The sequence below is a fragment of the Paenibacillus hemerocallicola genome (genome assembly GCF_006265175.1).
GTDB classification, from domain to species: Bacteria; Bacillota; Bacilli; order Paenibacillales; family NBRC-103111; genus Paenibacillus_AB; species Paenibacillus_AB hemerocallicola.
The window spans coordinates 81,889-95,500 of record NZ_VDCQ01000022.1; the positions used below are offsets into that span (position 1 = coordinate 81,889).

The window sequence follows — 13,612 nt, forward strand, 5'->3', positions numbered from 1 at the left end:
TAGAGATGTCGGCTTCATATCCGGCACCGACGCCGACTCTCGCTTCCACCCGGTTGCGAAACGCCATGATCGCCGCATCCGCGGCTTTCACCGCCAGCCATGACTGGTAAGATTCGTCCGCTTTATAAAACTTCCCGGTCACAAGCAGGTCCTTCCATGCCCGAGGTGAAGATCAGCGGTTCGGTGCCGGGTCATAAGCAACATTCCATTCTTCCAAGGACAACGGGCGTCTCAGATATAAGGATTCCATGGCGGAATTGATCAAGTAAGTAGTAAGCAAATTTCTTTCAATCCGGCAAGGAAGGGTCCCGTTGATGAACATCTCCTCCATCATTTCGGTCAGCCTGGTAAAATGGCGATAAGGCCTCTCGGTCCCTGTATTACAGTACGCAGCGATATAAGCTCCTTCATCATCCTGAACGGCAAAGCTCCATCGGGTTGCAAATTTATCGAGCTGAGCCACGTACCCCATCGTACCATCCTGATAGGTTACGACGAACAGCGCGGGATTAGGACACTCCTTGCGGGGATGTCTCCCTGCTAGCTCCGGCTCGAGTGCGAGGGCACGCAGCATCAGCGCTTCCGGCCATTCTCCACGGTCCATCGCTTGCCACATCTCGTCACCGGACAAGGCATGAACGGATGCGACGCCCAACTCCGCCCCGTGGCGGTGTTCAGCTAGCGCCTGCAGCACTTCCATGCCATGGAATCCGTAAGACTCATACCCGCCATGACTGTTGATGAAGAATATCCGTCCTTTCTGCAGAAACGCCCGATCGAAGTGAGGCAAATAATCCGTGTAGGGGATGGAAGAACCGGCCATGAAAGGAATACCCCGGCGCTTGACCTCATCATAAATCCAGCGCGCATCCGTATTGTTGTATGAGAAATGCTTATCCAGAAAGATCGGCACGCGAATGCCGTGAAGATCCATGGCTGCCAGCGTCTCTTGCATGAACCGCAGCCGCGGATACAAGTGCTGCTGCTTCTCATTCCACGGGTAATCTCCATGCTCCCCGATGACGACAACACCGTCGACCGGCCGTTCTGGGGCACCCCAGGCGACTGCTTCCTCAATGGTGGCACAGATGGGTACGCCGTGCCTCACGGATAGCTCACGACTCAAGTCTCTGGCTGTCACTTGTTCGACGTACATAGCGACAAGCTCGACTTGCGGTTTATATCCAAGCTCGCCAAGCAGCCTGCTGACGATCACATCAGCGTGGGAATTAAGCCAGTATTGGGTAATGATCACCGCAACCCGCTTCCTCATATCCGGATCCCTCCGTCGATCGTATACAGCGATCCCGTGATGTAGGCGGAGGCATCTGACAGCAGGAAGGCGGCCAGCTCGGATACTTCGTCCGGAGTTCCGCTTCGCCCGAGCAAGATGTCCTTACGAATCTCCGCCGCCTTTTCTGGTGTCCGCTGCTTCGGCTCTTTTATGTCCCCCGGTACGATCACATTCGCCCTGATGCCATGATTGGCATTCTCGGCGGCAATCACTTGCGTTAAGAAGTTAATCCCGGCTTTAGCCGATCCATAGGCCCCTTCGCCCACTCGCGGTTTCATGCCCAAGATCGAGGAGGTATTGACGATGGACCCGCCACCGGAATCCTTCATCAGCAGAATGGCATGCTTGCTGATGAGAAATGTCGAAGTGAGCGTGCCCTGGATCACTTGGTTCCAATCCTTCAGCGTATAACCCGTAACTGGCTTCCGATTCTGCAAATAACAATTATGAAATGACCCGTCCAGGCGGCCGAACCTATCGCGGATTTGGCTGAATAGGCCGATGACCTGATCCTCATCGCTCGCGTCTGCTTCCACAAACAGCAGCCTTTCCGGGCCGTATTGCTCCATCAGCGCCAACATCCGGGGAGCATCATTCGCAACTACCCAATCATTGGCGACCACTTTGGCGCCTCTCTCCAGAAACATTCGAGTGGAAGAGAAGCCGATCTTGCCCAGCGCGCCGGTTATGACAATCACTTTATTTTGAAGCTGCAGCCTCATCCAGTCCCCTCCATGCCTGGATTCAAACACCACTTTTAACGTTTGAACACCGCAGGCTTCCACAGCCGCTCGTCTGCAGCGTGATCATTTACGCCTACCTCCGGCGAAAAATTCCTGCTGCAGTCTTCCGGTTTCCTCTTCGGCTTTTAGGATCGTTCGATAATAATAAAAGATCGGGTAGTAGTACTGGGCAAACTTTTTCGGACTGTCTCCCCAAAAAATAAGTGCCTCGCCGGATATTTCCCTTGTTTTACCACTCCCCTGAGCGAATCTGATGGCCTCTTCGAAGGTGACTCGGCCGGCTTCCAAATATTTGAGGTCGCCGGTGAATTCGTAGGCATAGGAGAGCGATTCCAGACAGATTGGATTGCTGTGCAGATGCTGCGTGCTCGGCAGTTCTTTGTAATAGAACATGCCCGTTTCCTTCACATAGCAATGCTCCACATAATCCTCCATCGCGTCCACGATCATTTGCTTGATTCGTTCTTCCGGGCGGATTCGATAATAGCGCATCAAGCTGTTGACGGCGATGCATATCATGAAGCCTGAACGATAAACGACATGCCCTGCAGCCGGTGCCAGCCAGGCGCCATACTTCTTTTTCCAGGCTTCGAAATGATCGACGATTTGGTCGGCGGATTGCAGCCATTTCTCGTCATGGGTCTCGGTATACAAAGCTCCCAGACTGCGAAGCGCCCAACCGCTTTCTCTTGCGGAAATGCCGCCTTCGCCTCGGTAACGGGGAGTAGCCAGCAGCCTCCTCACATTGTCTCCGATGCCGATTGCGGCCTCGAGTGCGGATGCTTCCCCCGTTAGGTGGTAGTAATCAAGCAACCCTTCCACCCACTCATGACATATTTTCACCTCGCCTGTTACATGCTTGGCGGAATGCATCACTTGACCTTGATGACGCAGCGGATTGGGGCTGTAATGGAGAATGTCCACGTCCTTCCAATGTTCCGCCGCTCTCATCAAATAGTCGTAAAACCTTCGTTTCCCGGTTCTCGCATACAAATGCATCATCGCATGTGGCAGATCATATTCGTTGTTCACCCATACCCAATCTCCGCCGCCTCTGCCCTGGGCCGTATAGTCTTTATCCGGCGCATCTCCCCAATAAAGCATGCCGTATGTTTTCGTACGGCCGTCGGCCATCCGATAAAATCCGCGTTCCACCCAATCTATCGTCTGATCGCCGGGAATCGATTCGATTATGCCGGCCCGCTCGAACGCAGCGGACTCCAGAACAGGATGATCCGCAAGCTGGAATTGCAGACTGCGCACATTCACCTCTTCTAGCGTTTCGTCCCCGTCATGCACATGCAGGAACAATCGATGGGTCTTGGCCATCCCCTGCAGCATAGTAATCGGATGTCCCGCAGGAATGATGCCGACGGTTATTTCTTCGCCTGTAACATCCAGCGATTTGGGGCAATTTTGCAGGGCCTGAAACAACGTAACGGTAATTCCGCCCTGCTTCTCGTCGGACAGATCCGCCCAGAATGTACCCGCGAACGTTTCCGCCTGGTCTTCAATAAATTCTTTTTCGAGAACCTCAGCCGTAAATGTACACGACAACCGTTCTCCCGCCGATCCGCTCTTCATCCTGCGATCGGCTCCGGCGCGGCTAATCCCCAGTCGAAGCTGATCGGACGTCACAATATGTTGCGCTGAACGAACATGCAGTTGGGCCGCATGAATCACCTGCTCGCTCTCAGGCTCCTTGTTGACGATCTGATAATCGATCATCAGCCAAGGTTTTCCGGCATACGCATAAACTCGGACAACAAAATCCAACCAGTGGCTCTCTTTTGCGCGACCGCGGTGCTTTCCTCTCGCTTCAACCGCACAGCGAACCGGACCCGCTTCGATGACGCGCCAGCCTTCTGCGGAAATCTCGCAATCATACTCCTGTTCGGAAGCGTCTCGAAGCGAGGGTCCAACCACATCATGGGTGGGTACAAATCCCGTTCGCTTCAACGATTGGAATAATCCCATTCCTCCCGGGGCTGTCAACTCGGCTTCGATCGCACCCGTGCGGATCACAAACGTGCCATTCACCGGCTCGATCACAACCGGTTTCGCAGGTACTGCCGTTACGCGATCCGTCGAGAGTGCAAACGCTTTGCCCGAATTGGCCGGAAGATCGGCTAGAAAATGCAGCAGCAGCCATTTTACAGAACCATTGGGCCATTTGGCGGTCACCCTTGTTTGCGTCGGTACGGCCACGTTGCCGTCAAGGACGGATACTCTTGTTGTATCAGACACTGCCCCTTTCGCGAATGGCACCGCCATCATGCACGGTTCCTCATGTCTGGGATACATGGAAATTTTCTCGAAATGGAGCGATATCATTCGCGCATCTCCTCCTCAATCAAGCTTCATGCTGTGATTAACCCGATCAATCGCGATTCTAAATTGGAAGGCAGCAACTGCCTTCCAATTTAGAATCTTTATTGCATTCTTGGATTATTGGGAAGCTTTCAAAGCACGTTGATACGCTGCATTATAAGTCTTGACCAAGTCATCCAAACCGCGTTGCTTCAGTTCTCCTACGTATTTATCGAAGTTTGTCAACGGCTCCTGGCCGATGATGAATTTGATCATGTACTCGCTCGTTTTGTCCATAATCGGCTGCAGGTTTTTGGACACGATATCCTGCTCCGCTTGCGTAAAGCTCAGTTGCGGCTCCTGCTTGGTCCAATCGGGCTTCGAAGTTTCTACGGCAGCGGCCACTAACATGCCTTCATTTCGATCCTTGAATAGGCTCGGCAGAGGAGCGGTAAAGAAATATTTGGATGTGCCTATGCCTAGATTTGTGGGGTTATTCACCATATCTTTCTTGAAATCATCCGTATATTGCGGCTTTCCATCTTTCATGGTGTAGCTCTGACCTTCAATGCCATATTGCGTCAGAAGCTTGCCTACAGGGCTGTACAAGAAGTCATAATATTTTACGATCAACTCCGCGTTTTTGGACTTGGACGAAATCGCCATGACACCTTTCAGGCTGAAATCCGGCAGCAACTCTCCTTTTCCGTTTTTATCCTTAAGCGCTCCGCCGCCCACCATCTTGGCTTTCGCATTTTCCTTCTTGAGCACATCCGTGAAGAAATCGGTGCGGCCCGGGTTAAAGAAGATCGCTCCCACATTGCCTTTACTAACCTTCGCTTCCCATTGCTGTTTCGAGATGATTGCAAATTCGGGATCGATTAATTTTTCGTTATATAGTTTGTTCAAGAAGGTCAGCGCATCTTTCATCCCTGGAAGAGCAGGGCCAAATTGATACACCCCTTCTTTGTTCAGATACATGCGCGGATCCGTTCCGAACGCCCTGAAGATCGGGAAGTTGTTATACCCTTGCGGAGCGAACGGAATCGTGTCCTTGCCGCCCAAATTCGCATCTTTGAAAGCTTTGAGGACTTGATAAAACTCATCCGGGTTTGTTGGGGCTTTCAGTTTCACCTCATCCAACCAATCCTGTCTGTATTGCGGGACGGTAGCGGTGGTACCTGGCATGGAGAAATAGGGAATTCCATAAATTTTGCCGTCGGCTGCCCGCAAGGAAGTATCTATGCCTTCTTCCTTGATCGCTTTCAAAATGTTGGGACCGAACTTTTTGAGCAAGTCGTCCAGCGCCAGGAACGCTCCATCCATGCCGTACTTTTTCGCCGAGGCGACGTCCGAATCCATCACATCCGGCAAATCGCCGGAAACCAGAGTCACCTTGAATTTATCGGCGTAGCTAGCAGAGGGAATGTTGGTCAATTTCAGCTGTACATTCGTTCTTTTTTCAATTTCGGCAAAAATTGGTTCATTTCCCCTTTGCGGTTTCGTATCGTGGGCGGCGGAGAATATTTCGAATGAAGCCTTTTCCTTTAGCGGGAATGTGGCAGCTGGCGGCGCGCTTGACGCTGCACCGGCAGACGGCGCCGCGCTCGGGCTTGACTGCCCTGCCGAACCCGAATCCGAGCTGCCGCATCCTGCAGCGCAGATCACCAAAGCCGAACCGGCTGTCATCAGCCACGAGATTTTCTTGAATTCCTTCATCGTTATACCATTCCTTTCGCTTCGCTCAAAACACAAAACGGAATGAAATCCGTTGGCGGCGATGAGCAATTCTTTTTGTATGCTGGAAATACAGAGACCCCGTATACTGCAAATCACGCGGAGGTGAGTGGGCCGCCTCTTCACGAGGTGACCGCATCGTTATATGGGTCGGTTGCAGGATTGACGTTCACCAAACCTTTGTCGTTGCAAACCCAAGGTTACAGTTACCATGTGATGCCGTGGCCACCTGACTTTTTACGCGCCCCAACATACATTTTTTTTCCATTAAGTCGTTCTGAGCACGACTTATTTTGCTATGCCCGTTCTCCGTACTACGTGCGGTGAGCTTAGTTTTCAGACTTCGAACCCCTCCTAAGTGTTTTTGGATATATGGTAAAAAGCTTGCGCTTCTTCACCCTTTCAGCGAGCCGATCATGGCACCTTTTACAAAATGCTTCTGGACAAACGGGTATACGAGCATGATCGGCAAAGCAACAATCATGATCGTTGCATATTTGAGCGATTCCGCCATCAAGATCGTCTCCGTGCTCCCTTGCCCCCCCGTGATATCGGCCGTTTGACCAAGCAATACGATCTTGCGCAAAAATAATTGCACGGGATACAAGTGTTCACTCTGCAAATAGATCATCGCCGGAAAATAGCTGTTCCAGTGTCCGACCGCATAAAACAAGGCAATCGTTACGAAGGCGGGTTTCGATAAAGGCAAGATGATGCGAAACAAAATTTGCATCGACGACGCGCCGTCGATCGTGGCCGCTTCTTCCAGCTCTCTGGGCAAGTTTTCGAAGAAGGTCTTCATCAGAATAACGTTCCACGTACTGATGGCGCCTGGGATTAACAGCGCCCAATAAGTATCCACCATACCAAGCGACTTCACGATCAGGAACGTAGGGATCAAACCTCCGGAAAAGACAAGGGTGAAGGTGATCATGATCATGAACGGTTTGCGGAATACGAGATTCTTCCTGGAAAGTGGGTAAGCCATCAAGGAAGTGAGCAACATGTTGATGGCCGTTCCTACAACGGTATAGAAGACGGTGTTCACATATCCCATTCTTAATTCCGGGTAACTTAATATGGTTTTATACGCCTTCAAGCTGAACCCGATCGGCCACAAAAAGATTTGATTTTTATATACCGCTGTCGGATCGCTGATCGAAGACGAGAAAACGTATACAAACGGATACAAGGTAACGAGTACGACGAACCAAACCAGAATCCGCGAAATATTGGCAAAGATTCGGTCTCCCCAGCTATCGGCGATTTTCATTGGATGTTCCCCCACCCGGTTTACCATATACTGGTTTCCGTTGCTTTTTTGCTGATTTTGTTCGCGGCGAACACAAGAATGAGGCCTACGACGGAATTAAACAAGTCGACCGCTGCAGCGAAGCTGAACTCGCCAGAAATCAATCCTCTGCGGTAAACGTATGTCGACAGCACATCGGCCGTTTCATAGGTGACCGGATTGTATAAAAGAATGATGGATTCTGCGCCGACGCTCAGGATATCGCCCAATTGCAAAATGAATAAGATGATGATGACCGGCATTATCCCCGGGAGTGTCACATACCACACTTTTTTAAGCTTACTGGCTCCATCAATGGAAGCGGCTTCGTACAATTCCGGATTAATCCCCGCCATCGCTGCCAAGTAAATGATCGTCCCCCATCCGACCGATTTCCAGATGCCCATGCTGATGAAAATCGTCCTGAAATAATCCGGCATCATCATAAACGAAATCGGACTGATCTCGAATAGGCCCAGCAATTTGTTGGCAAGCCCCGTCGATGGCGAAAGAAAATTGACGACAAGTCCGGCGATGACAACGGTAGAGATAAAATGCGGCAGAAAACTGATTGTCTGACTAATCTTTTTGAACCAGGCCTTTCTCAATTCATTAAAAGCAAGCGCTAAAAGGATCGGCGCGGGGAAGGCAAACAGGAGTTGATACACATTGAGGAGCAGCGTATTGCGGATCAGCCGCCACGCGTCCGGGCCTTGAAAAAACTCTATAAAATACTTGAGGCCCACCCATTCGCTGTGAAAAATACCTTTGTACAGATTGTATCTTTGGAAGGCGATGACGACTCCGTACATGGGGGCATACTTGAAGACGAGAAAATAAAGGATTCCGGGAAGCAGCATGAATAAAAGCAAGCGGTCTCTTTTGATTAATCGTAAGGTTTGTTTCAACTTATCGCCCTCTTCCTGATCGCAACCAATTGCATGTCTTTTCCGCATCGTGTTGGATCTGCTCACTCTGTGTTAACCCGATCATAAGAGCGGTTTCAATGCGATTCAAGCATTCAATTTCGAAGAGGAATTCAAATTCTACATTCTGGGCAAATTCGGCATCTATTTTCTATATTTGTTTCGCAAAAACCGCAAGTCCTAAGAAAAACCGTCCGGTTCGCGGACGGTTTTTGGCTTCGGCGTTCGGTTAGGCTCGTAAAGCGGGGGTTCGATGGGATAAATCGGAAAATTGCGGCGTTACGTTTGTCAGAGTAAGAAAAACCTCTGAGCAGATCACTTCAGAGGTTTTGGGTCGATAGTTCCCTGAACTTTCCGGGAGTCATCCCTTCATGTTTTTTGAAAGTGGTAATAAACGTATTTTTGTTCAAATAGCCAACTTTTTCCCCAATCTCGTCGATATGGAGACTTTTTTCTTTTAGCAATAGCAGTTTGGCTTGATCTATCCGCAGCCGATTGACATACTGGATGAAGTTCGTTCCGGTCTGGTCTTTAAAATAGCGGCTCAAATACTTGGGATTCAAGTTAAAATGATCCGCAAGTGTTGTTAAAGAAATATCGCTGCTAAAGTGGGATTCGATATAGTGAATCATTTGGTTCTTTAAGTCGTAGTTTTTGCTCTCCTTATTCCCGTATAACGTTTCGATCATATACCTGTAGATGCCGAATACGGAGTCCTTCATACTTTCCAGGCTCGTCATTTCTTTGTTCATATAAATGCTGATGACGGCTTCGTCAAACACCTCTTCCTTCTTCCCACTGCTCCTTTGGATGATTTTGTTGGCCGTAGCCATAAGCGTGTTGTAAAGATCGTTCAATAGCAAATACGAGTTTATGGCATGCCTGTTTCTGTCGATGGTTTCATTCAATACCGTTTCGAGCTTCGCGTAATCGCCGGAAAGAACATTTCCAATGATTTGCTGTTCCAAATCGATCGGATAATCCACAAACTTCTGTACGAAGTGGATGTCCTGATGTTGAATAAGCTGAATCGTTTTGTCTACTTCACGATAATTTAATGCTTCCAGTGCTTCTTCGTAAGATCGATTCACGGTCAATAGATCATCACACGGTCTTCCGATCCCTAGCGCAAGGGAAAAGCGGACCTTTTCTGGCAACCCGGATATTTGCTCCATGGCCGCCTGCAAGTTCAGAGTGAGCTTGTCTTCTTGTTCATAATTCGCAAGAATGGAGATTTGATTCCGGCCAATATTCGTTACCATGCACGAGATATCCGCATCATTGTTCAAGAGCTGATTGAACACCTCGATCAGGCGGCTATTGAAATTCATTTGTTGGAAGGTGGTGCTTAAAGGATCGGTCATTTCGATCTTCGCCGCGATAACGGAAAACAACGGATACTTGAATCCAGCCGCTGAGTCCGGCCTGACCTTCATCCGTTCCTCCGGTACGCCCAGGATCATCGTTTTCGCATAATAATCTTTCAAAAGAGAGATATGCTCCGTTTCGCTTTGCATCAAATGCTGATTTCGCTCTGTGATGTAGTGAATGTGGCTCGAGATCAGCTCCAATTCGCTTATTTTTTTCTCCTTTTTCCAATCCACGGCGGACATGTCGAATTGGAACGACCTCATAATTTCTCCAATCGGCTTGTATAAATTTCTCGCGAGAAAGATGGACAGCATTACGCCCAAACTTAGCAGGAATAAGCTGGTGATCACCATCCAATTGCGTAAAAAGAAAACCGGTTTAAAAATATGGGCCGCCGATGAAAACGCGATATATTTCCAATCCGTCACATTGGAATGAAATTGGGAAACGAAGTAATTGTTGTATCGCACTCTATTGGAAGGGCTTTCAATCAGAGTCTCATTTAAAAACTGCTGCAGCTTCCAATCCGAGAATCGTACATTGAAATGGTTCGCATCCGATTCCATGATCGTTTGAAGCTGCTCGTTCACGATATAAAAACCGGTTTGAGCGTCCGATGGATTCACGGAATTCATCATGGACATAAATTTAGTCTCATTGATCAAGACAACAAGGGTCCCCCTGATCCCAGCGTTGTAAAGGGGAAACGACGACAAAACCACGATATACCGTTTGCCGGACCCAGCACCGTCTGTCAGCTTGAAAGTACCCAGATCTTGAAAGAGATTGCGGTCCTGCAGCTTCTGAAGCAATTGTTCTCGATCGTTCGTTTCGGGTTTATACACGTAGTCGAAGAAATAATCCGGATAAAACAAACCCGACTCCGTGATAATCCAATTCTTCTCCTTATAGTACACGTATACATCGTCTATAAAAGATTGCGTGCCTTTGATGCGATTTAATGTTTTGGACACATCCAGCAATTTCGTTGGATTGCCGGGATCGACATCAACGGTCAACGAAATTTGATACAAGGTTTGCCGGACTTCCTCCATTTTTTGCTCAATGTTGACATGCACATGCTTCAACAGGAGTTCGTTGTTCTTTTTCACTTCCTCTTGAAGCGCATTCGAGAATAGGAAATAAGCCAAGCTTCCAAAGATTAGAATCGGCACCAAAATCAAAATGATAAAGGAGCTTAGCAGCTTGAAAAAAACGCTGCTCGTATTAGGAAAATGCATTTGCAGCCTTCTGTTTTTCATTTCGAAGCGCCCCCCTTTGGGATTGCCAAGATGAATTTTACTTCTCATCTTGTGCCAATATAGAATAGGGTGACACAAGAAGTCAAGGAAAAATTTTCTAAAAATAATAAGCAAAAATCTCCCACAAGGAAAGAGAGACTTCCGCTGCAAAGTCGGTACTCTTTATGGTGGTAGCAAGATCAGACCCCGCGAACTAAACGGACAGCATCGATCGTAAAGCACAAATCATTGTTGCCGAGAGCTCGTATATCAAATTACTTCAAACTCCGATCAAAGCGAACCCTGTTCCATCACTGCAGGAAAGAAGGAATACCTATGGAAGGTCTCGTTGAACGATGTGCTGGTTTGGATGTTCATAAGGATCAGTGGTAGCCACGATCATCACCGGGACATTTGGCAAAAAGCCAGTCCTGGAAACGAAGACGTATGGGACGATGACCGTTGATCTATTGGCGTTGAATGATCTGGCTGACCGTGAAAGGATGCACGCACGTTGCGATGGAAAGCTCCGGCGTTTATTGGAAACCGGTATATAACATGCTGGAATCGGATTTTGAAGTCATGGTGGTCAACGCCAGGCATATCAAGCATGTGCCGGGGAGAAAGACCGATGTCAAACCGAAATTGCCGGAGCTGGTCCAGTCCCTCGAAGGTCAATTTTCGGCCCACCATCGTTTTCTGCTGAATACCATTCTGGAGCTTCATTCTAACAATGAACAACACAAAGAAGTCCACCTGTCTTTATCGGAATACAAAAGACCACCTTCCTGTTACTCCTGGTGGTGGTCTTTCATGCCGATTTATTGCTGATTCCCATGTTTTCAAATTCACCTCGTAAAAAACAGAATACCGGATTATTCGCCAAATAAGCGTACAGGTTAAGACTCAGCAGCGGATCCGCAATCTCCCCTTCATACGTATCCTTTCACCGGTATACTTAGCTTCGTCTCGGTTTATAGACTCTGGCTTCTTCTCTCTAAAACACACAAAAAGAGCCCTTATCACAAGGGCTCTCACGTCATTCCTAATTCCTATGGGCTCGCGTCCATCCTTGCATTAAATGCTGCCAACATTCGCCCGCCCCTTCAAATCCTCATAAAACGCCGCCTGAGCGGCCAGCATATACGGATACAGCCAGATGAAGCCGAGGCCGAACGGAATCGCCGCCAAGATCGCCCAGCCGATAAACGACAAGTACAGCACGAACAGGCGGCCTTTGTGACCGACCATCATTTCCTTGCTTTGCCGGATCGCGTCCATCGCTTCGATGTTCGGATTTTCCCGCAAAATGAAGAACGCTTGGGAATACCGCAATGCCGCGATAATCCCCGGCACGATCAGGAGCAGCGTCCACAGGAACACGAAAATTTGTACGAGCAGGTAGACGAGAAACGAGACGGGAAACCGGTCAAACGAGCCGAACAACAGCCCGACTAGAGGCTTTTCGTTTCGGACCAGCATGACGAAGTAAGTGATGAGACCGAGCGTAAGCGGTCCCCCCAGCAGCAGCACTCCTATTTCGCCAATGTAAGGTATGTACGAGACGACTCCTAGGATGACTGCGAACAGGAGCGTAATGCCTATCGCGGGAAGCCAATTCCCGCTCAAACTTGTTCTTGCGGTCGCGCGCAACTCGGCACTGGTCGGCATCGGTTCGATTCCTCCGTTATCGATATTGGTCGCGGGAGCGCACAGCCGCAATCGATTCCCGGGCTGGCCGTCCGCAACTTCATTGGAGTATATTCGCACCGCCTTGTCCCATATGCCACTTTGGATGTTCTATGCCATTATCGTGTTGGAGCGCCTTTCCAGTCCCCGCCCATTCCCAAATATCCTTCGACGAACGGCTTCGCTTCCGGCGGGCAAAAGTGAATAAACTGCTTGGCCGATTCGGATAACGGCCATGTTTGCTCCGGCTTGTAGCTGCGTTTGCGGAAGCTCATGCCGCAGCTGAGCCGCGTTTCCGATCCGCGGTGCGGGTACACTCCGTGATAGGTTCGTTCCGCGAACACGATCATATCGCCCGGCCCGGCGATAACCGGCATAGCCCCGGGGACATCGTCCATCTGAAGATGAGGCCGCGGCTCGCTTCCTTTTGCGTAAAACGACTTTTTGTGGGGCGTAAACTCGAAGCCTTCGGGAGCGGGCCAATCTTCCGTATGAGAATCCGGTATAATCGCCAATCCTCCACGCACGTCATCGATCCCGTTTAAGTAAAACCACATGGACGAGGCTCCCGAGTTGTTGAGTACGTTGTTCGTATTATACTGGTGCTCGAGCGGCCCCCAATCCGTATGCCATGCCATCGGACCGCATCCGGCCTTCTTGTAAATGGCAGCCGAACGGTTTACGGTCATCGGCTCGTCATCGCACAACGCGCGGGCGATGCGCATATACGGCTCATAGGTCATCAGCGAGGCATACACGGGGGAATATTCGATGTAGTGGTCATGCGTATGCGTCACGAGGCCCTTCGACTGAACGATAGATTCGAGTATGCGGCGTACTTCCGCTTTCAGCATCTCCACCATACCGGCAGGCAACAGCCCTTTCACTATGGCAAATCCGTGCCGCCTGTTGCAATTTACGATCTCCGCCACTTCGTCCCGGTCGAACTCATAGCGGAAGTTTACTGTCGTTTCGGTTGCCATCGTTAACCCTCTCCTCTGTTTAAGCTA

Annotated in this window: 9 protein-coding genes and 1 pseudogene; 1 reads left to right on the forward strand and 9 read right to left on the reverse strand. The window is 49.6% G+C overall.

Going from position 1 to position 13,612, the window contains the following annotated elements:
* Positions 1–172: 172 nt before the first annotated feature.
* From FE784_RS17075 to FE784_RS17105, 7 genes are all read right to left on the reverse strand, one after another.
* Entirely contained in the window at positions 173–1,273 is a 1,101-nt protein-coding gene (locus FE784_RS17075) for a hypothetical protein (protein WP_139603436.1), read from the reverse strand.
* Complete coding sequence (locus tag FE784_RS17080) at positions 1,270–2,016, reverse strand: SDR family NAD(P)-dependent oxidoreductase (protein WP_139603437.1); 747 nt, start codon at positions 2,014–2,016, stop codon at positions 1,270–1,272. The genes FE784_RS17075 and FE784_RS17080 overlap by 4 nt, the downstream gene beginning before the upstream one ends.
* Positions 2,017–2,100: 84 nt before the next feature.
* Entirely contained in the window at positions 2,101–4,371 is a 2,271-nt protein-coding gene (locus tag FE784_RS17085) for an exo-rhamnogalacturonan lyase family protein (RefSeq protein ID WP_139603438.1), read from the reverse strand.
* A 114-nt stretch (positions 4,372–4,485) separates the two neighbouring features.
* On the reverse strand, positions 4,486–6,066 hold the full coding sequence (locus tag FE784_RS17090) for an extracellular solute-binding protein (RefSeq protein WP_139603439.1): 1,581 nt from the start codon (positions 6,064–6,066) through the stop codon (positions 4,486–4,488).
* Positions 6,067–6,478: 412 nt separating this feature from the next.
* Positions 6,479–7,357, reverse strand: a complete 879-nt coding sequence (locus tag FE784_RS17095) for a carbohydrate ABC transporter permease (RefSeq protein WP_139603440.1) — start codon at positions 7,355–7,357, stop codon at positions 6,479–6,481.
* A 20-nt stretch (positions 7,358–7,377) separates the two neighbouring features.
* Positions 7,378–8,283 (reverse strand): ABC transporter permease, encoded by a 906-nt coding sequence (locus tag FE784_RS17100; RefSeq protein ID WP_342779110.1) that lies wholly within the window; start codon positions 8,281–8,283, stop codon positions 7,378–7,380.
* 338 nt (positions 8,284–8,621) lie between these two features.
* Entirely contained in the window at positions 8,622–10,934 is a 2,313-nt protein-coding gene (locus FE784_RS17105; protein ID WP_176706295.1) for a helix-turn-helix domain-containing protein, read from the reverse strand.
* A 315-nt stretch (positions 10,935–11,249) separates the two neighbouring features.
* Here FE784_RS17105 and FE784_RS42860 point away from each other — a divergent pair.
* Positions 11,250–11,552: pseudogene (locus FE784_RS42860) on the forward strand (IS110 family transposase); the annotation flags it as partial.
* A gap of 438 nt (positions 11,553–11,990) precedes the next feature.
* On the opposite strand, the gene FE784_RS17115 reads toward FE784_RS42860, so the two are convergent.
* Together FE784_RS17115 and FE784_RS17120 are read right to left on the reverse strand one after the other, a co-directional pair.
* Positions 11,991–12,683 (reverse strand): DUF975 family protein, encoded by a 693-nt coding sequence (locus FE784_RS17115; RefSeq protein WP_246132069.1) that lies wholly within the window; start codon positions 12,681–12,683, stop codon positions 11,991–11,993.
* 38 nt (positions 12,684–12,721) lie between these two features.
* Complete coding sequence (locus tag FE784_RS17120) at positions 12,722–13,585, reverse strand: phytanoyl-CoA dioxygenase family protein (protein ID WP_139603443.1); 864 nt, start codon at positions 13,583–13,585, stop codon at positions 12,722–12,724.
* Positions 13,586–13,612: the final 27 nt, after the last annotated feature.

Coding starts and splice junctions, on each gene's coding strand:
- FE784_RS17075 (WP_139603436.1), bottom strand. CDS start 1,273: ATGAGGAAGCGGGTTGCGGTGATCATTACCCAATACTGGCTTAATTCC.
- FE784_RS17080 (WP_139603437.1), bottom strand. CDS start 2,016: ATGAGGCTGCAGCTTCAAAATAAAGTGATTGTCATAACCGGCGCGCTG.
- FE784_RS17085 (WP_139603438.1), bottom strand. CDS start 4,371: ATGATATCGCTCCATTTCGAGAAAATTTCCATGTATCCCAGACATGAG.
- FE784_RS17090 (WP_139603439.1), bottom strand. CDS start 6,066: ATGAAGGAATTCAAGAAAATCTCGTGGCTGATGACAGCCGGTTCGGCT.
- FE784_RS17095 (WP_139603440.1), bottom strand. CDS start 7,357: ATGAAAATCGCCGATAGCTGGGGAGACCGAATCTTTGCCAATATTTCG.
- FE784_RS17105 (WP_176706295.1), bottom strand. CDS start 10,934: ATGAAAAACAGAAGGCTGCAAATGCATTTTCCTAATACGAGCAGCGTT.
- FE784_RS17120 (WP_139603443.1), bottom strand. CDS start 13,585: ATGGCAACCGAAACGACAGTAAACTTCCGCTATGAGTTCGACCGGGAC.